This is a genomic window from Rhodococcus sp. NPDC060176 (assembly GCF_042728675.1).
Classification (GTDB): Bacteria; Actinomycetota; Actinomycetes; order Mycobacteriales; family Mycobacteriaceae; genus Rhodococcus_F.
The window spans coordinates 177,730-200,199 of record NZ_JBHWYS010000009.1 but is presented as its reverse complement, the minus strand read 5'-3'; the positions used below and the strand labels follow the sequence as shown (position 1 = coordinate 200,199).

29 protein-coding genes are annotated in these 22,470 nt (G+C 58.4%); 25 read left to right on the top strand and 4 right to left on the bottom strand.

What is annotated here, in order from left to right; translation table 11 throughout:
• Nucleotides 1-17 precede the first annotated feature (17 nt).
• The 10 genes from ACFWEM_RS29570 to ACFWEM_RS29525 all read left to right on the top strand — a co-directional run bounded on the left by ACFWEM_RS29570 (nt 18) and on the right by ACFWEM_RS29525 (nt 5,138).
• Nucleotides 18-635, top strand: coding sequence for a hypothetical protein (locus ACFWEM_RS29570; RefSeq protein ID WP_378539279.1), 618 nt, complete (start codon nt 18-20; stop codon nt 633-635).
• A 10-nt stretch (nt 636-645) separates the two neighbouring features.
• Nucleotides 646-1,005, top strand: a complete 360-nt coding sequence (locus ACFWEM_RS29565; RefSeq protein WP_277377265.1) for a DUF2190 family protein — start codon at nt 646-648, stop codon at nt 1,003-1,005.
• Nucleotides 1,006-1,184: 179 nt separating this feature from the next.
• Nucleotides 1,185-1,991 (top strand): hypothetical protein, encoded by an 807-nt coding sequence (locus ACFWEM_RS29560; RefSeq protein WP_277377264.1) that lies wholly within the window; start codon nt 1,185-1,187, stop codon nt 1,989-1,991.
• An 11-nt stretch (nt 1,992-2,002) separates the two neighbouring features.
• Nucleotides 2,003-2,272: a hypothetical protein gene (locus tag ACFWEM_RS29555; protein ID WP_378539278.1), complete on the top strand. Its 270-nt coding sequence runs from the start codon at nt 2,003-2,005 to the stop codon at nt 2,270-2,272.
• Entirely contained in the window at nt 2,256-2,648 is a 393-nt protein-coding gene (locus ACFWEM_RS29550) for a hypothetical protein (protein WP_210377277.1), read from the top strand. Before ACFWEM_RS29555 ends, ACFWEM_RS29550 begins: the two co-directional genes overlap by 17 nt.
• Nucleotides 2,649-3,024: 376 nt before the next feature.
• A complete protein-coding gene (locus ACFWEM_RS29545) occupies nt 3,025-3,210 on the top strand; it encodes a hypothetical protein (RefSeq protein WP_378539276.1) in 186 nt (61 codons plus the stop codon).
• Nucleotides 3,210-3,521: an HK97 gp10 family phage protein gene (locus tag ACFWEM_RS29540; RefSeq protein WP_210377273.1), complete on the top strand. Its 312-nt coding sequence runs from the start codon at nt 3,210-3,212 to the stop codon at nt 3,519-3,521. Before ACFWEM_RS29545 ends, ACFWEM_RS29540 begins: the two co-directional genes overlap by 1 nt.
• The gene (locus ACFWEM_RS29535; RefSeq protein ID WP_210377271.1) at nt 3,521-3,967 is read left to right on the top strand and encodes a hypothetical protein; all 447 of its coding nucleotides are present in this window, start codon (nt 3,521-3,523) and stop codon (nt 3,965-3,967) included. The genes ACFWEM_RS29540 and ACFWEM_RS29535 overlap by 1 nt, the downstream gene beginning before the upstream one ends.
• 251 nt (nt 3,968-4,218) lie before the next feature.
• Nucleotides 4,219-4,659: a hypothetical protein gene (locus ACFWEM_RS29530; RefSeq protein ID WP_378539275.1), complete on the top strand. Its 441-nt coding sequence runs from the start codon at nt 4,219-4,221 to the stop codon at nt 4,657-4,659.
• A 62-nt stretch (nt 4,660-4,721) separates the two neighbouring features.
• Nucleotides 4,722-5,138, top strand: a complete 417-nt coding sequence (locus tag ACFWEM_RS29525) for a hypothetical protein (protein ID WP_378539274.1) — start codon at nt 4,722-4,724, stop codon at nt 5,136-5,138.
• A 369-nt stretch (nt 5,139-5,507) separates the two neighbouring features.
• On the opposite strand, the gene ACFWEM_RS29520 is transcribed toward ACFWEM_RS29525, so the two are convergent.
• Nucleotides 5,508-5,870 carry a hypothetical protein gene (locus tag ACFWEM_RS29520; RefSeq protein WP_210377264.1) on the bottom strand — a complete coding sequence of 121 codons (363 nt, stop codon included), beginning with the start codon at nt 5,868-5,870 and terminating at the stop codon, nt 5,508-5,510.
• A 133-nt stretch (nt 5,871-6,003) separates the two neighbouring features.
• On the opposite strand from ACFWEM_RS29520, the gene ACFWEM_RS29515 reads away from it, so the two are divergent.
• From ACFWEM_RS29515 to ACFWEM_RS29465, 11 genes are all read left to right on the top strand, one after another.
• The gene (locus ACFWEM_RS29515; RefSeq protein WP_378539272.1) at nt 6,004-11,007 is read left to right on the top strand and encodes a phage tail tape measure protein; all 5,004 of its coding nucleotides are present in this window, start codon (nt 6,004-6,006) and stop codon (nt 11,005-11,007) included.
• A gap of 3 nt (nt 11,008-11,010) precedes the next feature.
• Nucleotides 11,011-11,907 (top strand): phage tail protein, encoded by an 897-nt coding sequence (locus ACFWEM_RS29510; RefSeq protein WP_378539271.1) that lies wholly within the window; start codon nt 11,011-11,013, stop codon nt 11,905-11,907.
• 13 nt (nt 11,908-11,920) lie between these two features.
• The gene (locus ACFWEM_RS29505) at nt 11,921-13,561 is read left to right on the top strand and encodes a phage tail protein (RefSeq protein WP_378539270.1); all 1,641 of its coding nucleotides are present in this window, start codon (nt 11,921-11,923) and stop codon (nt 13,559-13,561) included.
• Nucleotides 13,561-14,175: a DUF2744 domain-containing protein gene (locus ACFWEM_RS29500; RefSeq protein ID WP_378539269.1), complete on the top strand. Its 615-nt coding sequence runs from the start codon at nt 13,561-13,563 to the stop codon at nt 14,173-14,175. The genes ACFWEM_RS29505 and ACFWEM_RS29500 overlap by 1 nt, the downstream gene beginning before the upstream one ends.
• Before the next feature lie 230 nt (nt 14,176-14,405).
• A complete protein-coding gene (locus tag ACFWEM_RS29495) occupies nt 14,406-15,209 on the top strand; it encodes a peptidoglycan-binding protein (RefSeq protein WP_378539268.1) in 804 nt (267 codons plus the stop codon).
• Nucleotides 15,206-15,472 (top strand): hypothetical protein, encoded by a 267-nt coding sequence (locus ACFWEM_RS29490; protein ID WP_378539267.1) that lies wholly within the window; start codon nt 15,206-15,208, stop codon nt 15,470-15,472. Before ACFWEM_RS29495 ends, ACFWEM_RS29490 begins: the two co-directional genes overlap by 4 nt.
• Nucleotides 15,473-15,850, top strand: coding sequence for a hypothetical protein (locus ACFWEM_RS29485; RefSeq protein WP_378539266.1), 378 nt, complete (start codon nt 15,473-15,475; stop codon nt 15,848-15,850).
• Complete coding sequence (locus ACFWEM_RS29480) at nt 15,850-16,836, top strand: hypothetical protein (protein ID WP_378539264.1); 987 nt, start codon at nt 15,850-15,852, stop codon at nt 16,834-16,836. The genes ACFWEM_RS29485 and ACFWEM_RS29480 overlap by 1 nt, the downstream gene beginning before the upstream one ends.
• The gene (locus tag ACFWEM_RS29475; protein ID WP_378539263.1) at nt 16,836-17,510 is read left to right on the top strand and encodes a hypothetical protein; all 675 of its coding nucleotides are present in this window, start codon (nt 16,836-16,838) and stop codon (nt 17,508-17,510) included. The genes ACFWEM_RS29480 and ACFWEM_RS29475 overlap by 1 nt, the downstream gene beginning before the upstream one ends.
• Nucleotides 17,510-17,848 carry a hypothetical protein gene (locus ACFWEM_RS29470; RefSeq protein ID WP_378539261.1) on the top strand — a complete coding sequence of 113 codons (339 nt, stop codon included), beginning with the start codon at nt 17,510-17,512 and terminating at the stop codon, nt 17,846-17,848. Before ACFWEM_RS29475 ends, ACFWEM_RS29470 begins: the two co-directional genes overlap by 1 nt.
• Nucleotides 17,848-18,189, top strand: coding sequence for a hypothetical protein (locus ACFWEM_RS29465; RefSeq protein WP_378539260.1), 342 nt, complete (start codon nt 17,848-17,850; stop codon nt 18,187-18,189). Before ACFWEM_RS29470 ends, ACFWEM_RS29465 begins: the two co-directional genes overlap by 1 nt.
• Before the next feature lie 111 nt (nt 18,190-18,300).
• Here ACFWEM_RS29465 and ACFWEM_RS29460 read toward each other — a convergent pair whose 3' ends face one another.
• The gene (locus ACFWEM_RS29460) at nt 18,301-18,882 is read right to left on the bottom strand and encodes a hypothetical protein (RefSeq protein ID WP_378539259.1); all 582 of its coding nucleotides are present in this window, start codon (nt 18,880-18,882) and stop codon (nt 18,301-18,303) included.
• Between the two features lie 127 nt (nt 18,883-19,009).
• Here ACFWEM_RS29460 and ACFWEM_RS29455 point away from each other — a divergent pair, with 127 nt between their 5' ends.
• The 3 genes from ACFWEM_RS29455 (at nt 19,010) to ACFWEM_RS29445 (ending at nt 20,787) form a co-directional block, all read left to right on the top strand.
• On the top strand, nt 19,010-19,978 hold the full coding sequence (locus ACFWEM_RS29455; protein ID WP_378539258.1) for a hypothetical protein: 969 nt from the start codon (nt 19,010-19,012) through the stop codon (nt 19,976-19,978).
• Between the two features lie 83 nt (nt 19,979-20,061).
• Nucleotides 20,062-20,628: a hypothetical protein gene (locus ACFWEM_RS29450; protein WP_378539257.1), complete on the top strand. Its 567-nt coding sequence runs from the start codon at nt 20,062-20,064 to the stop codon at nt 20,626-20,628.
• 12 nt (nt 20,629-20,640) lie between these two features.
• Nucleotides 20,641-20,787, top strand: coding sequence for a hypothetical protein (locus ACFWEM_RS29445; RefSeq protein WP_378539256.1), 147 nt, complete (start codon nt 20,641-20,643; stop codon nt 20,785-20,787).
• 52 nt (nt 20,788-20,839) lie between these two features.
• On the opposite strand, the gene ACFWEM_RS29440 is transcribed toward ACFWEM_RS29445, so the two are convergent.
• Together ACFWEM_RS29440 and ACFWEM_RS29435 are read right to left on the bottom strand one after the other, a co-directional pair.
• Nucleotides 20,840-21,034, bottom strand: coding sequence for a helix-turn-helix transcriptional regulator (locus tag ACFWEM_RS29440; RefSeq protein WP_378539255.1), 195 nt, complete (start codon nt 21,032-21,034; stop codon nt 20,840-20,842).
• A 49-nt stretch (nt 21,035-21,083) separates the two neighbouring features.
• Entirely contained in the window at nt 21,084-21,236 is a 153-nt protein-coding gene (locus ACFWEM_RS29435; protein WP_378539253.1) for a hypothetical protein, read from the bottom strand.
• A gap of 878 nt (nt 21,237-22,114) precedes the next feature.
• On the opposite strand from ACFWEM_RS29435, the gene ACFWEM_RS29430 reads away from it, so the two are divergent.
• Complete coding sequence (locus ACFWEM_RS29430; RefSeq protein ID WP_378539251.1) at nt 22,115-22,459, top strand: hypothetical protein; 345 nt, start codon at nt 22,115-22,117, stop codon at nt 22,457-22,459.
• The last annotated feature ends 11 nt before the right edge of the window (nt 22,460-22,470 follow it).

Genomic DNA, 22,470 nt, shown 5'->3' with positions numbered 1-22,470 from the left:
ATGGAGGCGTTCTACCTATGTCTGAAGTTACCCCTGCTGTTCCCGTTGTTTCTGATCCGAATGTTGTGCCGCCGGTTCCTGGTGTCACTCCTGAGGCTGTACCTGTTGTGCCTGCAGCTCCTGTGCCGACTGCTCCTGTTGTTCCGGCCGCGACGGCTGAACCTCAGTATCCCGAGGGTCTCGGTGACCCCGGCAAGAAGGCGCTCGATGCCGAACGTGCGCGTGCAGAAAAGGCTGAACGAGATTTGAAGGCTTTGCGCGATAAGGCTGCTGCTGATGCGAAGGCGGCTGAGGATGCGAAGCTGTCGGAACTTGAACGGGCGCAGAAGATTGCGACTGAAGCGACCGCTGCGGCGGAGAAGCAAGCGCAGGAGAATCTGCGTCTTAACTTCGCTTACAACAACGGCGTCCCCAAGGAATGGGTGAATCGCCTCGAAGGCTCGACTCCTGAAGAACTTGCGGCTGACTGGGCGATCCTGCAGCCGACGTTGGTGGCCCCGGTGGCTGCTGTCGATCCGAACGCACCTCGCGTTCCTGCTCCGGTTCCGTCTCCGGGACCGCAGCCCAGTCCGACCAAAACTGAGGATCAACTCCTCTACGAGCAGGTCTACGGGTCTGCTCCGAATCGAAAGTGAGACAAAACTTATGGCTGAATATACTCCGATCCGTAAGCCTGGCGCTGATGTGCCGATCGCTACGTCTGCTGCTGTGACTGGCGGGCAGGTGGTTGCCATTTCCGGTAACAGCACTGTCGCTCCTGCAGGTGCCGCGTCTGCTGCCTGGTTTGGTGTTGCGGCGTTCGATGCTGCTGTCGGCGAGACGGTGACTGTGCATCGTGGCGGTGTTCACGAGTTGACTGCAACGGGCCCGATTGTTGCCGGCGCGAATGTGATTACTGCTGCTGCTGGCGCTGTCGCCACTGCTGGCGCTGGCACGTTCGATCAGGTTGTGGGAATTGCGATTTCCGCTGCTGCTGGCGGCAAGGTACGTGTCGCGCTCCGCTGAGTGCCGCTCCTTTTCTCTTATTTCATTCTTCGAAGCCCTCACGTTCTCGTGGTGGGCTTCTTTAGGCTCTGGAGGGCCGAAAATTGGCTATTACTTATCCCGCTGGTCCGCCCACTTTCTCTGCGGACACTGCAACGATCAACCGGTTCCTGAACAGCCCCACGGCTGTGGCGACTCGGGTGAATGAGATTGCGAATCAGCGTTTCATCTCTGATTTCATTTTGACTTCCCGCCAGGATGTGTCGGGTGGCGCGATCGTGTTCGATCAGGATGACCCGCTTTACACTGATCGTCCGGTTGAGGCGATTTCGCCTGGCGCTGAGTACCCGCTGGCTGGTGTCGGTTCGGGTACCCCGCAGGCTGTTCGGGTCACCAAGTGGGGCCAGGACGTGCCGATCACGGATGAGAAGATCAAGCGGTCGAACTTCTCCCCGGTTGAGAAGGCGTTCAACACGATTGTCAATCAGATTGTGAAGACAATTGACTCGTTGTCTTTGTCGTTGGTTGCCTCTCAGGTCACGGCCACTCAGGCTGCCGCATCCACTTGGAGCGGTGTTGATCCTAAGATTCTTCGTGACATCATGCTCGCGAAGGCTAAGGTCACCGGCCTGAATAAGGGTTATGACCCTGACGTGATCGTTGTCGACGATGCTACTTGGGCGATCCTCGCATCTGACGACAAGCTGTCCACCCTGATGGCCCGCGAGGACAAGGGTAATGCTGTTTACTCGGGCGAATTCCGTACAATTGCGGGTCTGACGATTCTCCCGACCCCGAATCTGCCCGCTGCTGGCGCTTGGATCATTGACACCAACGCTCTTGGTGGTATCGGCGACGAGAAGCTGGGTGAAGGTTATGCCGGTGCCATCGTTGAGACGAAGTCGATTCGTGACGAGGACAACGATCAGTGGCGTGTTCGTGGCCGGCGTGTGTGTGTTCCGTATGTGAATGAGCCTGGTGCTGCTATCAAGATCACCGGAATCTGAGGGGTTTGAGTATGTCCTATGTTGTTGTTGCGCCCCTTGTCGGGGTGAATGGTGCTGATGGAAAGCTGAAGTACCTGTATCAGGATGCGGTTGTGCCGCTTGATGTGTCGGAAGCGGATGTTGCGCGTCTCGCTGCGGGTGGCCTGATCGAGAAGCTTGAAACCGAAACGGTTGAGGCTGAGACGGTCGAGACCGAGAAGGTTGAGCCTGTTGTGAAGGCAACTCCCGCAAAGGCGGCCCCCAAGAAGCCCGCAGGGGCATCGAGTGACGGCACCGCTTAGCCCGCTCATCACAGTTGAAGACGTTCAGTTTCGTCTGGGGGAAACCTTCGATGACGCTGAACGCCTTCAGGTTGAGTCGTTGATCGACTTCGCGTCGGCTCGACTGCGTGCGTATCCGCTGGACATTGACACCCGTATCGCGCAGGGCTCACTGAGTCCTGCGCTCGTTACGGGTGTCCTGGTCACTGCGGTGGCCCGCGCTGTAGATGCTATGCGAGTGGGGTTGCGGGTCCGTTCGGAACAGTACCCGGAGATCAGCACCACGTATGTGGATGTCGATCCGTCGCTGATTTTCTTCTCCGCTGATGATCTGGCTGTGCTCGATCCAGCGGTGGGAGTTCAATTCGGTGGCGCTTTCACGATTGTGCCGGGCTGATGCGGCGGCTACCTGAACCGTGGGTGCTGTTGCGCGACAACCCACCCACGCTCGATCCGTCCACCGGAAATCGACGTCCGAGCGCCCCGACCGAGGTTCCATGGTCAGGTTTGCTGCAGCAGAGGCAGTTGGCGTCCTCATCTGTTGATGCTGGCAACGTGGAGTTCGTGGACGGCCATGTGGTGAGTTCTTATGTGCTGCTGCTTGATCCGGGCCTCAATCCGCACCCTGTGCCGCGTGATAAGTTCCGCGGCCCTGATGGGACTGTGTTCACGGTTGTCGGCCGCCCTCGGGTTAGGCGTCCGGTTCGTGGGTCACGCAGGCCTGCATACATTTCCGCGATTGTGCGGAGTTCAACTGATTACCAGGAGTGACTATGGCGATTGTGTCTTATACCGACGAGGACGGTGTGCATTTCACCGATGAATTCTCGAAGACGTACGAAAAGCATCTGAAGGCTGTGGCCGTAAAGGTTGCGGGGAGGCCGGCGGAGACGTCGAAGCCGGAACCTGTGAAGCCTGTCTCGAAGCCGGATGTGAAGTCTGACCTCAAGGTCAGCTAATGGCGCGGGTCACGATCTACCGTGACAACGCGCAGCGGGAGGCTCGGGAACTGTCCACCGAGGGTCGCAAGGAAATCGCGGAGAAGATCAAATCCGAGTTCGATGCGACAGCTCCGAGGCGCACAGGGGAGTTCGTTGGGGGTTCGGCGCTGGTAGTGGAAGGTGACCGTGTGTTCGTTGAGGACAACGATCCGGAGGCGTTCTGGAAAGAGTACGGAACGTCGAGGATGCGCGGCATTGCGGCGATGACGAACGCTGCCCGCAAGCACGGCAAGTATTCCGGGTTCAAACCTCGGGGATCGAGGGCCTGATGACTGCTTTCACACCGTTTGCTCCTGGAGCTATCCGCGACTTCCTGATCAACAATGCCGAGTTCACTGCACTTGTTCCTGCGGTAAACATTTCGACGCGGGACATCCCTGATCCTCTGACTGGTCCGTTCGTGACCTTGTCCGCTCCCAGTAATTATGGGGAGGATCCGATGTTGCGCCGGCCGATGATTCAGTGCGATGTGTGGGTTCCGAAACTTGAAATCTTGGGCGGGGATACGGATCCGGAAGAGTTGGCATGGAACATTGCTGACATTGCTGGGCGGTTGGTGCACAAGGCTCCGTCGTCGCAGCGCCGGTTCCGGAACGGCTCTTGGAAGGCTACGTGGATTGACGGCCCGATTACGGATGTCGACAAAGAACGTGGCCCCGAGAATCTGTTGTTCCGTGCGCTTGTGCGTTGGGACTTGAAGATGATCGTCCGCTAACTCGCCACCGATGTGTGGCGTCTCAATTGTCCTGCCCTGAATGTTTGCCGCGCCAGGCGCATTCGGGGTGGGACTCACTTATTTCTGCCTGCGCTTGGTGTGGGCTTTTCTGGAGGTTTTTTGTGAGTACATATGCAGATCCGAATAAGGCTTATGTTTGGCAGGATGGTGACGCGTTCCGCGCTCCTGCTGGCACTGCTGTGCCGACTAATCCGTTTGCCCCAGTTCTTGTTACTGGCACTGCGCCTGGTGTGACGTGGGATGCGTTCGGCGGCATTGAGGCTGGGTTCGAGCAGAACCCCAGCCAGGACACCAAGGAATTGCCGATCTGGAACTACCGCCAGTCGTCTTACAAGATTGCTCGCGGCCCGCGCTCTGATCGTCTGAAGCTGAAGCCTGTCGATTACTCGAAGGCGACTGTGCTCACGCTGCTGCAGGGCGGCGAGATCGTGACCACTGGCACAGCCCCCAACGAGGTCCACAAGTGGGTCATCGGCGATTCGGAGGAGTTCGCGATCCTGCTGCGCCTCGAAGACGAGGACGACAAGCAGGTGCTGTATTGCGAGCGGGCGACGTTGTTCACTCCGCCTCCGCGTTCGCTTGGTGGCGACAAGATCGATGGCTTTGAGATGGAGTTGCTGGCGTTGGCTCCGGTTCAGCTTCTGACTAGCAGTAATCCGCTCGTTCCCTGATTTGAGGAGTTGTTTGTATGCCTGGCGCACCCCGTAAGTCTGCTTCGAAGGTTGAGCCCATTGTGGTTGAGCCTGAGGTGATTACAGATGAGGTCGATGATGCTTTTGACCTTCTGTCCGTGTTGGACACTGAAGATCTTCCACCTGTTCCGGTGAAGTTGAAGGATGCGAAGTTCGACATCCGGCGAAGCTATAGCGGTGAAGAGTCGATTCAGTTTGGTGCCTATTTGCGTGCCGATCAGATCGAGTTGGCGATGAAGCTGATCGCAGGCGATGAAGGTGGTAGTGCGATTGCACGACATCTCGGTGACTGTTCAATTGAGCAGGCTGTGAAGCTGATCAACAAGCTCGGGAACATTTCGACGCTGACTTCGGGGGAAGCGTTGGCGCTCTTGCCTGCCTCACTACGCGGGATGGATGGAGCGCTGCCCTCACAGGATGCGAACGCTACTACGGTCGAGGCCTCCGCGAAATCTTGAGGGAGCCACTTCGGGATTGCGCGTTGAAGATTCGTGCGGTGATGGAGTGGCTTGAGGCGGAGAAGCGGGATTCTGAGAATCTCGCGATGCTGGTGGATCGCGATGATTACTGGTTGAACTCGGAGTACGCGAATTGGATCGCGGATCCTGATGACAAGGATGCTCAGAGGGAGCGGGACAGGCGGAAGCGTGAGGGTATTAAGCCTCCGCCTCTGCCTGTGTTACCTCCGGTGGGTAAGCGGTCTGTGTCGGATACGTCTTTGTTGGTGGCGGAGTTTTTGGAGAAGCGTGCTGTGGTTGAGCCGCCGAAGCCCAAACCGAGTTTGGCGAACCTGGTGACACAATGGCAGGTCGGCTGATCCCGAGGATTTACGGATTTCCGCTTGTGTAGTCGACATCCAGGTTGGCGTTATAGGTGCCGCCGGTTCGGGTGGTGGCGCAGTTGAAGGAGTAGTCGAACGCACCGACCGTCGATGAAAACACCCCTTGCAGGCGACCTGTTGTGTAATAGAGCCCGTTCCCATGGTCACTAGTAGTCACCTCGGAATAGACAGGATCTTTCGCCGCCTCTGCGAGATCGCTCATCCGCTTGATACACGCAGCTTCTGCAGCGGCGGTCGCAGGATCTTGCGTCGCCGTGGGGGCCTGCTCAACGGGCTGTTCCTGCTCTGATCCGCACCCAGTAATCGCTACAGCTACTGCTGCCAGTACGTAGGCAAGTTTCATTTTCATATTCAGATCATCTCATGCGGTCTTCTCAAGCCAGATAACTCTGTACGCGCTGAGCGACAACTGAATATTCATATTTCCGGTAGCCCGAAGACTTCGAGTCTTCGGGCTACCGGCGTTTCCATAGGAGGTGGCCGTGGCTGGTGGTCGCATTGATGTCGAGGTCGCAGCAGACCTGTCCGAGTTCAACTCTCAGTTCGAACAAGGCCTTGAAGGTGCAGGCGAGGCCGCATCGAACTTCGCGGGAAAGATCGCCGGAGTACTCGCCTTCACAGGTGCTGCTGTGTCGTTCGGGTCGATCATTGACAAAGGTAACGAGTTCACGCGAACTCTGAACGCGATGTCTGGTGTCTCCGGCGCTACTGGCGAGCAGATGGACGCCATCAAGGCGAAGGCGATGGCACTCGGCAACGATGTTGAGTTGTCCGCCACCTCAGCTAATGATGCTGCTGCTGCGATGACGGAACTCGCCAAGGGCGGGTTCTCTGTCGACCAGTCGATGGAAGCAGCGAAAGGCACTTTGCAGCTTGCCGCTGCAGCGCAGATTGATGCTGCTGAGGCGGCAACAATTCAGTCCCAGGCTTTGCAGGCGTTCGGACTTGATGCAAGTTATGCCGCAACAGCTTCCGATGTGTTGGCGAATGCCGCGAACGCGTCGAGCGCTGAGATCACTGATATCGCCGCGGGATTGCAGCAATCGGGTGCCGTCGCGAACCAGTTTGGGCTTTCGATCGAGGAAACGTCTGCAACTCTGGGTGTTCTCGCCAATGCCGGCATCACGGGATCTGACGCAGGAACGCTGCTCAAGTCAACGCTTCTGTCTTTGACTGACACGAGTAAGCCAGCTCAGGCTGCGATGGAAACTCTCGGCCTCACTGTGTATGACACGCAGGGCAATTTCGTTGGCATGGAGTCACTGTTCGGGCAGTTGAAGGACGCTTCTGCCGAGTTGACTCCCGAGATTTATCAGCAGGCGTCGGCAACGCTTTTCGGCTCGGATGCCATGCGCCTTTCTGGCGTCGCCGCTGAGCAGGGATCCGATGGCTGGAACTTGATGCGGGAGGCTATCGGCCGGCAGGGTGCCGCGGCTGAACTCGCTGCTGCGCAGAATCAGGGCTTGCCTGGCGTGTTCGAGAAGATCGAGAACACATCCGAGCGACTGCAGCTGCAGTTGTATGACCTGATTGACGGGCCACTTACCTCGTTCGGCAACACGGCCGTTGGTTTGGCAGATGGTGCACTGGACAAGTTCGATGTGGCGCTTGGTAACTCGGGCGGCGTGGTCCAGGGTTTCAACGAGGTCATCTCGGGTTCCTTGACGAATCTGCCGATGCTGTCGGGGACGTTCAACAATGTTGTTCGCGCCGGCGACTCGATGCGCGAGATGGCCCTGAGTATTCGCGACGGGCTTGTTGAGATCGCCGAAGGCGCAACCACTTCAGGTGGCGCGCTCGATACGCTGCAGGGCGCGCTTTCGCTGGCGACTGGCGTTGGTGCGACCGCGCTCGCAGTGCTGACCCCGATCGTTGGTGTCGTCGCTTCTGCTGTTGGTGCCTTCGGTTCACTGCCGGGCCCAATTCAGGCAGTGGTGACCGGGTTGGTGGCGTTCAAGATTGCGTCGATGGCCAGTTCTGCTTTCATGGCGCGGAATGTTTCCGACATGGGGCGCATGGCTTCTGCCGCACATGGCTTGGGCACTCGCATTCAGGGGATCGGTCCGGCTGCGCAGAGTGGGTATGCAGGTTTGCGGACTATTGCAACCGCCACTGGTGGCGTGGTTACCACAGCAAATATGGGCCGGGTCGCGATGGGCTCGTTTGGTTCATCGATTCAGAGCCTCGGCAATCATTCTTCGACTATCGCCCGGATGCAAGGTGCGTTCGTTAATGCTGCGGTCGGCGCGTCGTCCTTCAGTCGGGCGGCCGGTACTGCTGCTGCAGCGGGATCGGTAATGAAGTCTGCTGCTGGTGGACTTATGGGCGCTCTGGGTGGTCCTGCTGGTCTCGCTGTGATGGGTGTCGTTGCAGCACTGTCGATCTATTCGATGAATCAGCGGAAGGCTGCGCAAGCGGCCGCTGAGCATGAGGAGTCAATCAAGAGCCTCATCGGGACTTTGGATGAGCAGACTGGCGCGATCACAGAACGGACCTATCAGCAGAAGGCATCTGAACTTGCGGATAGTGGCGCAATCAAGTCTGCCAGGGATTACGGGATCGCTGAGACTGACCTTGTTGCGGCACACCTGAATCAGGCTGACGCACTTGGTCGCACGAACCAAGTCATTGACGACAATCTCAAGAGGTCGCTCACTTCTTCTGAACTGTACCGAGATTCAGAGAAGAACTACAAAGCGGCTGGCATCTCTTTGCAGGACCTTACTGACGCACTAGGTGGGGCTCCCGGCAAGTACGACGAAGTTAACGGAAAGATCCAAGACTGGAACCGCAACATGGGTGCGTCTGGCGCGGCGAACTCGTCGATGATGGAATCGTTGGGCGCACTCAAGGGCGGAATGGACACCGCTGGCCAGGGAGCTGCGAACCTTGGCACTGAGATCGGTAAGTCGAACGTCGACCTTGCTGCTGCCCAGCAGCGCGCTTCGGATGCCGCTGCGGCTCTAGAGAAGGGTCGTTCACCTGCCAGTCAGTTCAGCGATGCAATGCAGAAGCTGGGCGGCATGGCAGGCAGCGCCGAAGAGAAACTTTCCGCGCTCTCGAATGCGCTGACCATCTTCAACGGTGGAACTGTTGGGCTAGAGCAGGCGCAATCCCGCCTTGCGGAAGCGAGTGACGCTACAAAGGCAGCGTTCGCGGATGCAGCTGGCGTCGGTGCGATTGTCAACGGCGCGTTTGACGTGAGCACTGAGACTGGCCGACGCCTCTTGGACGCGACTAACTCTCAGCAGCAGGCAACTTTGGCGAATGCTCAGGCAGCGTACGAAGCGAAGAAGAATGTTGGCGATCTTGCTGGTGCGCAGGCTGATGCGACCGCGGTTGTTGCGGCCTCGCGTCAGACGTTTTTGGATCAGATTGCCACGATGGGGATCGTTGGCGATGAGGCGCAACGGATGGCCGATAAGTACATCGGAATCCCGTCCGTCATCTCAACACTCCTGACTCTCGACAATCAGAGCTTCAAACTGAACGCGCAAGAGTCCGAGAACATTATCGCAATGCTGAGTGGGCTTGAAGCAACTCCGCAGGTGGGTGTGATCCTCACAAAGCTCAAAGAGGGTAAGGCGATCACCACTCAGGATCTTGCTGAGCTGTCGAAGTCCACCGCTGATCCGAATGTCGTTCTGAAAATCGCTGAGGCATTGGCGAATTCGCAGCAGGTCAAGGACGATCTGGCTGGGATCAAGGATAAAACCGTCACGATCAGCGTTCAGTACAACTCAATCCGAGATGTGGCCCTGGCCTATGGGCCCGGTTCGCCTGAAGCATGGGCGGAGATGGCTCGCCAGCAGCAAATAAGTGGGCGAGCCCTTGGTGGACCGATTGAAGGCGGCATTCCAGGTAAGGACTCTGTTCCGATTCTGGCGATGCCTGGCGAGCACATGCTCACCACTGCGGATGTTGACAGTCTGGGCGGGCAAGAAGGTGTCTTCCGATTCCGCGCTGCGCTAGCGCAAGGCAAAGTCGGGAAGTTCGCGGATGGTGGGGCTATCGGCTCTGACGGTCTCGACAACATGATCAACTTTGCCCGCGCCAAGGCTGGTATCGGTTACGACTACGGGCCGTGGGACTGCTCGATGTACATGTCTCACATCGCAGCAACAGGCATGGGACAGCAACCGCGGCGTCTATGGACGACATACTCGATCCTCGGCGGCGACCTTCAGGGCATGCAGCCTGGTGGCAGTGAAGGCCACTTCCGGATCGGTGTCAGCCAGGAACATATGGCTGGCACGTTGTTCTTCAAGGACGGGTCTCGGGTCGATGTCGAGAACGGTGGCAGTAACTCCGGTTCGACGTTCGGCGGTAACGCTGCCGGCTATGACGACAGTCAGTTCCCTGCACAGTTCCATCTCCCGGATTCGGCGCTTTCGCCGGCATTGCAGATGGCTCTCACAGGCGGCTCTGGCGCGTCGTACTCGGGTGGTGTGGCGAAGGAGCCGTGGACTGAGAAGGATGCTCTGGCGCTGGAATCGGCTCGTGTAGCGGTCATTCAGGCGAAGGAAGCTCAGGACAAGGTCAACGCGAACGAGAAGAAAACTGACGCTGACAGGCAGCAAGCTGAGTTGAAGGTTCAGCGGGCGGAACTGAAAGTTCGTGAGCTTGAGCAAAAGCGTGACGGTACGGGTGCGGGTAAGGCGATTGGTCCTGCGCCTGAGCTTCAGGGCGCGATGACTGATGATGCGATCTCGTTACGGAACGCTGAAATCGCTGTAGTTGATGCGCAGCTGGCTCGTGACAAGACATACGCGGACAGTGCATCGTCATCGATCGATCGTGAGAAAGCCGACATAGCCGTGTTCTCGGCACAGAACGCTCTCGAAAAGGCGAAGACGGGGGACGGCGCGAAGACCTTCAATCTGAAGGATCGCGTAAAGAGCTACGGCACTGACGTTGTCGGCATTCTGGTTGACGCCGCATTCGAACAACTTCCTAGTGCGCTTTCGGAGTCTCGTTGGATCACAACGGACTGGGAAGGGCTGATGGGGGTTAAGCCGAAGCCTGTGGCTGCGGCTCCGTCGTTCTCTCAGGCCGAGATTGACGCGCAGTTGCCGGCAACTCCGGGCGCGCCTGGTTGGCAGACGGCTATTGCTTCTGTGGCTGGCGATGATTGGCAGAAGCGACTTGCTGACGCTTTGAACATGCCGACTGTCCTGCGTGATGGCGGTGGTCCGGTTCCTCACGGCACGGCTGCGTTGAATTTGTCGGGCGCTGAGGAATGGATGCTGACGGCGGACGAGCGACTGAATTTGTCTCGTGACTTCGCGTTGATGCGTGGCGCAACGAACCGTGGTGGCGACGGTGCGTCTCTGGATCTCTCTGGGCTGATGTCGCAGGTAGATCGCCTGGTCGAGCATGCTGACCGACCGAACGTCACCTATCAAACCAGGGATATTGATGCGGCATTGCGGCAGGACCGCCTTGATCGCAGGAAGCAGTCTCTGACGTTTTCACGAAGAAGGTAACGAATGCCCGACACTCTTGTCGAGCTGGAGGACATTCGTGGCAACTGGTTCACATTGGCAGGCCCAGGACAAGGCGATCGTGGCATTGTCCTGGGTACTGATGTGGACGGTATCTACGATGCTCCAGTCAAAACGATTCATAATTCGCATGCATTCCAGACGGGTTCAACGTATGGGGGCAAGCGAAACCTGCAACGCGACATCGTATTCGGAGTTTACGCACACCATGATGATGGTGACAAGAACTGGAGTTTCAATGACTCTGAGTGGCGTAAGGGCTGGTCGTATGAGCAGGACTGCAAGCTGTGGATCACTACTGAGGATTCGCGGCGCTATCTGAAATTGCGGATGTCTCAGCATCCAGAGTTCAAACCTGAGCACGATCCGAATGGGACACAGATCGAAAAGGTTGTAATGACCTGTGTCGCAAACGATCCGTGGTGGTACGAGAAGAACGATGTGACCGACCTGTGGGAGTCGCCAACGAGCACTCTCAACGGCTCGATCAATTACGGGACTGTGTCGGTGTCGAATCCGACGGATGTCCCGATCTGGCTGAAATACGTCGTGCATGGCGCGGCGAAACCGATGTTGCCGGACTTCAGTTTTGGTGACGACCGCTACGAGCGCGCCGAGATTGATGCAGACCGGAAGCTGTGGCTGCCAAAGATCACGGCCGGCGACACGATCGTGTATGACACCGATGAGGAAGCTGATCAGGCCACGTCACGCCTGAAGATCCCGTACTGGCAACAGATGGACGGCGTCACGTTCTGCTACCCAATCCCGCCGTACACGAAAAAGATTCAGTTACCGGTGGGGATGACGTTAGCTGCGGCCGGTATGGGAATTCAGGTGCGTTATCCGCGCCCGTGGTCTCGTCCGTGGGGGCTTCAATGATTGGGGGTGTTCGATGACGGCACCTTCGATTACTGACTACGATGCAGCGTTCGCCGAGATCACCAATCGCCTAAAGGCCGAGAAGAAACGCCGGCTGGTTCCTCCTCTTGTCCGGTTGTGGGATGGGGATTGGAATCTCCGCGGCATTGTGAAACGCGAGAACAACGCATCCTTCCAGTATCTCGATAACGAGACTGGGATCGGTTCGTTGGAGATGCCGCTTGACTATTTCATGTCGAAGTGGCTGGTCGACGTTGACGGCCGCGGTACGACGAATGTGCACATCACGGTAGACAAGGACGGCTCCCGCTGGGGTGGCCGGATGGACGAGTTCAAGATCATCAAAGATGATCAGGGACGCAAGTTTATTCGAGTGTTCTTCAAGAACGACTATGAAGAGCTGAAACACATTCTGGCGTGGTCGAATCCGTTTCTGCCAGCTGAGATTCAGTTTCCGCGATTGTGGGTGTGCTTCGGGCGCGCTCGTTGGGCGCTGAAGACGACTCTGCTGGTGAATCTTATGCGGCTCGAATCGTCGTTGTTCATGCTGCCTGACGATCCGATGGATCCGGGGCAGTGGTTCAACTTCGATCAGTCGACGTGGTGGAATGTCGTCAAACCTGATCTGACGCCGGATCATTCGGTGGGTGCGCTTGTGCATTCGCGTTTCAAGAACATGCACGAGGTTTCGAAGAAGATTGTTGCGGATGCGCAGTTGTCTTGGGAGCCGCGGCGCTTCTTGGCGGGTGATCCGCCTCCGTGGCCGGGCGCGAATGTGCGTCACGGTTGCCTTGTCTGGGATTTGATCGACAAGTCGGGTTGGAATACGGGTACATCGTTCGGCGGCAACATCTTCAGTGGTCTCATTCATGAACTGATCAATATCGGTGCGGATGGCAAAACTGAGAATGTTGAGCAGGTTGATGATCCGAATGTTCCTGGCGAGTATCTGACTCCGGGCTACAAGGGCACGATTCCGTCGATGCCGGGTGTTGTTTACCGCGAGGGTGAGCACACGGGCATTCAAGCGTCCGAGTTCAGCCATAGGCCGGCTACTGATGTTGGCGTGGTTGCGGGTGGGCATTCGATGCCCGGCATCAACGAGTTGATCTCTGCGACTGTGCAGATGGTCGGCGACCTCACCGCAATGATTCCGGGAGTACCACCTTTAGGTGGCGTGGCGGACGCGGTGTTGAAGCCTTTGTACACGGATGTGTTCATGGCATTCGGGAAGTGGAAGAGCCCGCAGCGAGCGCAACGTCTCGGCAAGAACCACTATCACGAGCGGTGGGCTGACGGGGCGGACAAGGCGTACACGCTGTCGTTCCTGTTGGCGATGCGGTCCGGCATGTGGTCGACACGTGAAACGAACAGTGTCACTTTGACTGTCGCTGACGGTGCGCCGTGGCGTATCGGTCAACTTGGTCACGGGCATTTCTTCCTCGGCGATCGTGTGGCGTTCTCAGTTCTGGGGATGAAGCCGGGACGTTTGTTCGTGGAACGTGTTTCGGAGTTGACGCTTGCGTGGGATCGGGACACTACGCCGACGTGGCAGATTCAGATCGGCCAGCGTGAAGCCGAGGATCCGATTGCTCGTATGGCTGAAGATTTGCAGGACTTTCTGGGGATGCTTCAAGAATTGGGGGTGGTCTAGTGTCGGATCGTATTCCTACGCTGGAGAATTGTGATCAGTCTGATCCTGAGCAGGTGCTGCAGTGGATTGCGGTGCAGCTGCCGTTTGCCGGGAAGCAGGAGTACACCCCTGGTCCTGATCAGCGTGCTGCGTGGTCGAAGCGGTGGGATTCGCTGGCGATTGTGTATGCGCCGAGTTTGGTGAAGTTGGCTGACGAGAACGGGAACATTCATGTCAGCCAGCTTCCGCAGCCGAAGCTCAAACTTCGTGTTCCGCACCGTGGTCAGCAGCATTATTTGAATGGTGCGATGCAGTGGGTTGATATTGATGAGCCTGAGCTGGATCCGGTGGCGCTGCCTGATATGGGGGAGTACACGCGGCATGAGCAGGAGTTCGTTGCGGAGCAACTGCGCTATCACGGTGTTGTGAAGGATGCTGCGGCGGAGTCGGATTCGGCTGAGGTTGTTGACTCTTCGGAGTTGTTTGACCCGGCTGATCATACGGTTTCTGGGGTTAATGGGTATTTGTTGGCTCCGATTCCGTTGTCGGAGAAGCGGCGTGTGATTGCTGCGGAGATGGCGTCGAAGAAGCCTCGGCAGGGGATTTTGAATGCGCCGCAGAATAGGGGTTTGTGATGGCTGTTACTCGGGATCGGGTAGAAGCGACTAAGAATTATTTGAGGGCCCGCAACGGGCTTGGTTATGGGTATGGCGGACAGTTCTCGGATTCGAATTTGGGTGCGTCGACGGACTGTTCTGGTTTGGCTTATGCGGCTGTGGCTGGCTGTTTGGGCCGGCCGATGAACACACGGTATGGGTCGACTGAGGCGCTCCGAGTGGGTTCGTGGGAGTACGGGCGTGCGGGTGTGAACCAGTTCGGCCTTGTTCACGCGTCGTCGGCTGCGGCTGTGCCTGCGGATGCTGTTGTGAAGTTGGGTTTGATGCATGGTGGCGGCGGCATGGATTCGCATGTTGCGTGCACGATCGACGGCGTGAACGCGGAATCTCGGGGCAACCCTGGCGGGGTTATTTTCGGGTCTGTAGTGCGTGGCGGGACCACGTATTGGGCGCGGGCGTGGAATGACCGGATTTTCCACGATTTCTGGTATCTGCCGGGTCCGATTGTGGGGCAGCTGGATCCGAATGCGTTTCCGTTGCCTGGTGGGTATTACTACGGCTGGTATTCGGGGCCTGAGCAGTCAATCAGTGGTCGCGCGGGCGAGTCCAGCGCGTGGATTGACGGTTTGGCGCGGGTTCAGGAGCGGTTGAAGGTTCCGGTGACGCGGATTTATGACGCGGCTACGAACAAGGCTGTGATGGATTTTCAGCGTGCGCAGGGTTTCTCGTTGGTTGATGGGTTGGTCGGCGCGAAGACGTGGCCGTTGTTGTTCGCTGCTGGTGGCGGCGATTCTGGTGAGGAGAATGAGTTGGCTATTTCGGAAGACCGTTTGAAGGAAATCATTTTCGAGTGTTTGGCCGTGTATGTGGGTCCGGGGCTGAGTGACATCAAGGATGTGCGTCAGCAGTTGACTGGTGCACGGAATGACCATGAAGGCTATCCAGGATTCCTGCAGGGCGGAAATCGAACTGTGTACGACTTGATGGCTGCGGTTGGTGAGAAGTCCGGTGTGCCTGGTTGTTCGGATACGGCTAAGGGGCGTGCTGGATGAGTGAGGTCACGCAGGTTGCGTATCCGTGGCGGGCGACGGTGCGGACTGGGTTTCAGGTCGGCGTTGCGCTGCTCACGTTGATTCCGGTCGTTCTGGTCACGTCGGGCCTTTCGTTGACTGTGGTGGGCGGGCAGGTTATCGCTGTCACCACGGCTGTTGCGAAGGTGATGGCGTTGCCTCAGGTGAATGCGTTCATCGATCGCTTTGTGCCGTGGCTGGCTGCTGAGCCTGTGCCGGTCATGGCGAAGCATCGGGCGGTGTGAGTGAATCCGCCCGAGATGCATCCTTTGGTGATCTGGGCGGGTGTGGTTGCGGCAGTGTTCGCCACTGTCGCGGTCATCATGGCTAGGTTCAAAGAGATTGCGGCTCCGATTGCTGTGTGGTTGTCCAGCATGGAGGAGCGAAGGATTGAACGTCAGGCGCGAATCGAGGCCGCTGCACGGATCTTGAATGATGCTCGGGTGGATACGCTTTCGGTTCAGGTGCGCGGTTTGGCTGGGCAATTGGATGAGGCGTTGCGGGAGATTGTGTCGTTGCGTGCGGAGTTGCATGCGGAGCGTTCTGCTCGTGAGCGGTTGGCTGAGCTGGAAGCGGAGAATGCGGTGCTGCGGACCCGCGTGAATGGTCTTGGGGGTGTGTAGTGACTACTCCTGGTATTGGCGCTCCGGATGGGGCGTATGTCGTTGGTTCGCGTTACGGCCAGGATGTGCCGAGAACTGAAGACGGCGTCATGGCGCTGGTCAAGGGGCAGACGACTGGTCCTTGGACTGGTGCGCAGGGTGCGTTTCGCACAAATATCCAGTCCCCTTTGGCGGAGCAGATTTCGATCACCAATTCGCACGAAGTTGAGATCACGCAACTGAAAGACGCGTACCGGCAGATGATCCTGCAGGGTGAGGCCCTCGTGTTCACCACTTCGGGCGTCTACTACCCGTCCGAGGGGATTGTGTCGGTCGACCTGATTCTGATTGGAGCGGGTGGCGGCGGCGGTGGTGGTAAGTGGGATACGCAGATCGGCAACCGGCAGGGTGGTTCCGGTGGCGGCGGCGGCGGCGAAATTTCAGCGACAATCCCTGCGAACCTGTTGCCTTCGTCGGTGAATATCACGATTTACCAGGCGGGTGTCGGTGGCGGTCGCGAAGCTGCTGGTTCCGGTGGCGGCAACGTGCTGTTCGGGAACTACCTCATCGCGGGCGGTGGACAGGGCGGTCTCGGCGCTAACGGTAATGACCACCCCACTCCTGCTGGAGGCTCTGGCCTTATTGCTGGCGGCCTCGGTGGAGTTGGCGGTTTCACGCCGAATACTGCTGGTGGATGGTCGAATTACCCTGGCGAGCTTCGTGGTGGCGGCGGCGGGGGGGGTGGCGCTTCCAGTGTTGGCGGAATCGGCGGGACGGGTGGCGCGTCGCCCGGCGGGCTTCCCGGCCTGAGTGGCACTGCGCCGGCCGATATCATCGCAACCGGCGGTGGCGGTGGCGGAGGTGGAAACTTCGGAAGCCTCAACGGCGGCAACGGAGCACATCCCGGCGGAGGCGGGGGTGGCGGCATGGGTGGCGGCTTCAACCAGACCGGAAACGGCGGCAACGGCGGCATAGGGAAGCTCTTCATCATCGAACGGAAGTTCTGATGTCCCGCAATATCACCCGAGTGTTCACGACCTCGGGGGCGTGGACGAAGGATCCGAAGTTGTATTCGATCGAACTGGTTGTTCGTGGCGGAGGCGGGGGTGGGAGTTGGCCAGCGGCGAACGGCAATGGTCACGGCGGTGGCGGTGGGGCGTCTGTGAAGTCCCCGAAGCGCCGGATCGCGGCGATGGATTTACCTGACACGGTGCAGGTCACTGTCGGAACGGGCGGCCTTGGTGGCAATTCCTCGGATCGCAACGGCGGCGACGGCGGCCGGTCGGCATTCGGAGACATCCTCGAAACTGAGGGCGGCAAGGGTGCTACGACCACAACTCGCGGCAAGGGTGGCCAATCGCCATTCCCTGGCGGCGATGGATCTCAAGCCGGTGCGGCTGGCGGCAATGCTTTCAATCCTCGCTACTCGCTACTCGCGGGTGGCGGCGGCGGATCTGGTGGCGGGAGTGCCACTGGTGGTAAGTCTGCTCTTGTTCCTGGTGGTACAAGCAGTCCCGCGTTTTGGCAGACACTTCAGTCAGGCGGAGGCGGCGCATCTGGTGCAGCCGGCGGGTTCCCATCAGGCGGCGGCGGCGGCGGTCAAGCCCCAAGTATTCCGGCAGGCAGAGGCGCAAATGGTTGCGTCACGGTAATTGAGTATCTCTATGACGAGGACGAGTGATGGCTACAGCGACTTTGATTGAATCTGATTGGGGCGGTTGCCCAGGGCCCGCCCAGGTGTATGAGTTGGATCCTCCGTTGGCGGAGCATCGGCGTGTTCTGGTAGACGGCAAGTGGTCGGCGGCGGTGCATTCGCGTGTTGTGATTTGGGTGCAGCCTGGGTTTGGGTCGATGGGTCCGTGCGTGAAGGTTGTGCCGATGCGCACTTCTGAGGCTGCGGCGTTGAATGTGGAGATGCCTGGTTCGTATGCGTTGCAGCATGAGGTGTCGATTGATGAGGCGGCTTGGTGGGCATTGCAGACTGCCGGCGGATACGAAATCGTAAAGGACACACCCTAATGGCAGGCATCAAACCACAAAAAGAACCACTCATTTTCCCCACCGGCGGCGACTTCCAATGGGTGTACCACTACACCGAACCGGACGAAACAACACCCAAAGACTTCCCACTCGGAAGCGAACTGTACTACCTCATCGGCGGCGAAACAGACTTCGTCAAATACCCCTTCGTGATCGAAGCTGACGCAGCACACATCAAGATCGAATCGGAAGTGGCAGACCTCATCCCAGACAAACGCGGATACCGACTGATCTTCAAAGAAGACACCACCCCCACCACAGAGACAGTGATCCTGTTCGGGGCGGTAGAAAGGGTGGAGCCGCGTGATTACCGTAGTTAACGGGGCAGGTGGCGGAATCCTGATCGGTTCCACCGCAATACCTTCCGGCATACTCGTGCCGGTGCAAGGCCGTGACGGAACATCCATCACCATCCTCGGAACGAAACCATCCTATTCGGCGCTGCCGGCATCGGGGAATACTCGTGGCGACCTGTGGATCGTCAAAGGCGACGGGCTAGGCCTCGGATACATTTGGGACGGCACTAGCTGGCCTGCCATCGGCGAAGGCGTCGAGATCCGCGGGCCGAAGGGTGAAGTCGGCAACGGCATCGACAACATTTCGGTGTCTGGAACGAACTTGGTGTTTGACATGGCGGAGGGCGCGGACATTGTTCGTGCTGTGCCGGCGTTGTCTGATGCTTCGAATGCTGCTGCTGCGGCTGCTGGTTCAGCGTCTGCGGCTTCTGGCTCGGCCACTGCTGCGGCGGGCGCGGCATCAAGTGCGTCTACGAAGGCTTCGGAGGCTGCGGGATCGGCTACTGCTGCGGGCGCTTCGGCTACAGCGGCATCGGGTTCCGCTTCGACTGCTTCGACGAAGGCGGGGGAGGCGTCTACTTCTGCGGGGAATGCTGCTTCGTCGGCTACTGCGGCGGCTGGTTCTGCCACTGCTGCTTCTGGTTCCGCTTCTACGGCGACAACCAAGGCGGGCGAGGCTTCGGCGTCTGCAACGTCAGCAGGAACGGCAGCGGGCACGGCGACCACTAAGGCCAGTGAGGCTGCAGGCTCTGCGACTGTCGCAACAACTAAGGCAGGGGAGGCGTCAGATTCTGCTGCTGCGGCGGCACAATCAGCTCAAGACGCCGAGAATGCGGCTTCCGGTGTGATCAGTGTCGGCGGATTCACAGGCGTCGTCACCAAGGCCCAACTCGGCATCAACAATGTGAGCAACACATCTGATCCGGACAAGCCGATCTCGACTGCGACTCAGACTGCGTTCGACAATGTGAGTTCAACTTTTGGTGCGATCGTGGATGGCATCAACGCTGATCTCGATACGAAAGCGGATCTCGACAACAACGGGAAACTGCTGCAGTCCCAGCTGCCTGCGATGGCTGTGACGGACTTCCTGGGCAATGTGGTGTCTCAGGCTGCGATGCTCGCTTTGACTGGCGAGCGCGGCGACTGGTGCAATCGCACTGATACGGGCACTGAGTGGCAGTTGATTGCGGAGCCTGCATCGTCGTTGTCTTCGTGGTCGGAGAAGGTGTATCCGCTGTCGCCTGTGTCGTCTGTGAATGGGCGCACTGGTGCGGTGACAACATCTTCAGCTGACATTGTGGATGCGACTACGGTTGGCCGGAATGTGTTGAAGGCTTCGGATGCCGCGGCGGCGCGTTCGGCGATTGGTGCTGGTACGTCGAGTTTGGCGATTGGTACGACTGGTTCGACTGCTGCTGCGGGCAATGATATGCGCCTATCGGACACTCGCACACCAACAACGGGAACTGTGCCGTACGACATCACGTTTGTGGCGCAATCCGGAAACCGAGCAACCGGCCTCGGGGATGTGCCGGCAGGAATCAAACTGCGGCGCGCAGTGACCTTCTCCGAGGTGCTGTTCCATTGCGAGACTGCGGATGCTTCAGGGAACTTGGTGGTTGAGGTTCGTAAAAATGGTGTGGCGGTGTCTGGTACTTCGACCACGATCGCTGCAGCGAATCAGGTTGCGGGCGGTACATCTACAGGTTCGTGGGCGTTTGCGGCTGGAGATTTCCTGACGATCAATGTCACTGGTGTTGGTACGACTCCGGGCAAGGGTGTTACTGCTGAGTTGAAGGGTCTTGCCTGATGCCACACATTTTCGTTCGAGGCGGCAGTCTGGGCATCCGGGTTTCCGCTTTCACTACGTTCTCAAAAACGACTGGGTCGGCGGTGACGATCACGTTGCCTGACGCAAGCGTCGGAGACCTTTGGGTCATCGCGATGGCCACCACCTCGGGTCAGATGGGTTCAACTCCGTCTGGTTGGACGAAGCGGATGGGCAATGGCGCTTGGTATGACGGCGCGTATTTGGAGGTGTGGACACGCACGAAGGTGGCGGGGGATCCTGCGACGATCACGACTTCTGCGAGCGGATTCACTGGTAACAGCCCAACTGAAGTGATCGCCATGACGGTGACCAGCCAGGCTGGTGTCAACGCTTCGTCGAGCATCTCGTCCAACGACTCAGCGACCGCAACACCTCACACCACACCTGCTGTCACCACGACAGTGGCGAACGCACTGCTCATCCGCATGGTGTCAACAGGACCGCAAACGGCCGCGCACACGTGGCCTGCTGGGGTCACCCCTGTCGCAACTGTAATCAATGGAACCTCCGCAGCACTGAGCGTGGCGGTGCAGATAGGCGGGGCTGCTGGTTCGCAGGCCGCTGTGGATGCGACACCGAGCAACGGGTCGAAGTATTCGAGCGGAACAATTGCGATCAGTCCGACCTGAGACAATCAGGGCATGGCTTTCGAACCTGACCCCGACACCGGCCAACCCGGCACCATAAAACTCGCTGACGGGCGCTGGGCGTACCGCTGGAAAGACTCACCGGACGCCGAACTGATCATCATGAAGCACCCGGAAACACCCGTGGAGTCCGCGGAGTAAGAAACGACTGACGCCCCATCCTCATTGCGAGGGTGGGGCGTCTTTTGTCGTTTCAGGATCGTCGGGGCCGCACAGCGTTCCATGCGTCGATCGCTTCAACTGACCATCCGAATCCGACGCTGTGGGCTAGGCCGATCTGCACTGCGGGCTCAGGGAGGTTCCCGCGCAGGTGGTGTGCCTTGACGGCGTTGACGGTCAGGCCGACGTGTTCGGCGATGTCTTTGATGGACATGTAGCGGGCGGTCACGATGCGGCCTTTCGGGCGAGCAGGGGTGGCCCCCGGAGGGGCCTCCCGGCTAGATGGGGGAGACGGTGGCGACTTTGCGTTCACCGTAGTTGGTGGTGAAGTCTGCGAGGATTTCGGTTCCTGTGGTGGTGGCGGCTGTGGTGTTGCGGGCCATGACGAGGAATTCGGTGCCGGTGTTGTCGGTGATTCGGTAGGCGTTCATGTTGTTCTCCCTTGTTGGTGTTGACACAACATTAGCACCTGATCGGGTGCATGGCCAGTGGGGTGATCCAGCCTGAGCAATGCCGATGCCCACCTGTGCTGCCGAATGAGTCAGGTGGGCATCGAACTATTCAGTTGTGGTGCGGCGATCTTTGACGGCTTCCCTTCCGTCTCCTGCCAACGGATTCGACGCTACCACTTGTCGAACAGGTGTGCGAAACTTTCGGTGTGCTGTCAACTGAACGATCCCCGAAGCAGTGTCCGAACGGGCACCTGTTGGCGGCGAACACATGCCTCGTCGGGTGGGAAGTATGCGGCTGCAAGACGGCGCACAACGGTGGGCATCGAACCCACTACTGCCGGCGGTGCGGCGAGACGATCCGGACGCCTGATTGCTTGGGGGCGGATCCACAAACTGATCGCTGGAACTAGTTCGATGTGCCCTGCCTGCTTCGTGTGGGTGGGGCACTATTTTTGTGTCTCGACGGGAATGTCAACACCTGCGATGATCACAAATCTGTAACGGTTTCTTATTCATGATCATGCATGACTATGAAGGACGGCCTCTGACCTGCATTTATTAGCGATCTAGATAACAGTCATGAATAGAACCTCAGCTACACTTACCACTAAGCGTTACCGAGTCTTGAACAACCACCCCGAAGAACAGCCACGAAGTGGTTCCACCGGAATAGATCATGGGGCGCTGCCCCAAACCCCGCCCAGTCATGGCCCTGGGACGGCCTAGCCCACTGCACTGAAAAGACGCGCAGTGGGCGATAGGTTAACGATCTTCGATCTTCAAAAGACCATCGCCCGTAGGGTGATAGCGCGAAGCGCGGTCAACTCTTTGTCGGTGACCCGATGCATCATCAGTCCATGATCATTCCTGCACACACACGCATCCTAAGCAACTACCCATTCACAGCCCTCACAGATCTCGGATGGCGACTCGACACCCTCTCTCCGCCGAAAGTCCGGATACCTGGCAAAGACCCAATCCGCACTGCACATTTCTCCTGGGGTCACTCATATCTGACATTCGATGTCACGGAGTCCGGCGAGATGAGTGAGTTCGCCACCTATGCGCGTGGTGATGATCCGATATTGAGGGCGGAGACGGCGCAGGCCGTGGTGCTGCTGTGTGCGGCGAACCCGAAAGCGAGTTTTGAGGAGCTGCTTGATACTACTGGTGTGAGCGCACCTGATGTCGAATGGGAATGAACGCGTCAACC

What these genes read in the sequence shown, in the direction of transcription:
- ACFWEM_RS29445 (WP_378539256.1), top strand. Translation starts at nt 20,641, where the DNA reads ATGGCTTTCGAACCTGACCCCGACACCGGCCAACCCGGCACCATAAAA.
- ACFWEM_RS29570 (WP_378539279.1), top strand. Translation starts at nt 18, where the DNA reads ATGTCTGAAGTTACCCCTGCTGTTCCCGTTGTTTCTGATCCGAATGTT.
- ACFWEM_RS29470 (WP_378539261.1), top strand. Translation starts at nt 17,510, where the DNA reads ATGGCTACAGCGACTTTGATTGAATCTGATTGGGGCGGTTGCCCAGGG.
- ACFWEM_RS29535 (WP_210377271.1), top strand. Translation starts at nt 3,521, where the DNA reads ATGACTGCTTTCACACCGTTTGCTCCTGGAGCTATCCGCGACTTCCTG.
- ACFWEM_RS29430 (WP_378539251.1), top strand. Translation starts at nt 22,115, where the DNA reads ATGATCATTCCTGCACACACACGCATCCTAAGCAACTACCCATTCACA.
- ACFWEM_RS29510 (WP_378539271.1), top strand. Translation starts at nt 11,011, where the DNA reads ATGCCCGACACTCTTGTCGAGCTGGAGGACATTCGTGGCAACTGGTTC.
- ACFWEM_RS29505 (WP_378539270.1), top strand. Translation starts at nt 11,921, where the DNA reads ATGACGGCACCTTCGATTACTGACTACGATGCAGCGTTCGCCGAGATC.
- ACFWEM_RS29545 (WP_378539276.1), top strand. Translation starts at nt 3,025, where the DNA reads ATGGCGATTGTGTCTTATACCGACGAGGACGGTGTGCATTTCACCGAT.
- ACFWEM_RS29565 (WP_277377265.1), top strand. Translation starts at nt 646, where the DNA reads ATGGCTGAATATACTCCGATCCGTAAGCCTGGCGCTGATGTGCCGATC.
- ACFWEM_RS29465 (WP_378539260.1), top strand. Translation starts at nt 17,848, where the DNA reads ATGGCAGGCATCAAACCACAAAAAGAACCACTCATTTTCCCCACCGGC.
- ACFWEM_RS29540 (WP_210377273.1), top strand. Translation starts at nt 3,210, where the DNA reads ATGGCGCGGGTCACGATCTACCGTGACAACGCGCAGCGGGAGGCTCGG.
- ACFWEM_RS29520 (WP_210377264.1), bottom strand. Translation starts at nt 5,870, where the DNA reads ATGAAAATGAAACTTGCCTACGTACTGGCAGCAGTAGCTGTAGCGATT.
- ACFWEM_RS29435 (WP_378539253.1), bottom strand. Translation starts at nt 21,236, where the DNA reads ATGAACGCCTACCGAATCACCGACAACACCGGCACCGAATTCCTCGTC.
- ACFWEM_RS29475 (WP_378539263.1), top strand. Translation starts at nt 16,836, where the DNA reads ATGTCCCGCAATATCACCCGAGTGTTCACGACCTCGGGGGCGTGGACG.
- ACFWEM_RS29555 (WP_378539278.1), top strand. Translation starts at nt 2,003, where the DNA reads ATGTCCTATGTTGTTGTTGCGCCCCTTGTCGGGGTGAATGGTGCTGAT.
- ACFWEM_RS29490 (WP_378539267.1), top strand. Translation starts at nt 15,206, where the DNA reads ATGAGTGAGGTCACGCAGGTTGCGTATCCGTGGCGGGCGACGGTGCGG.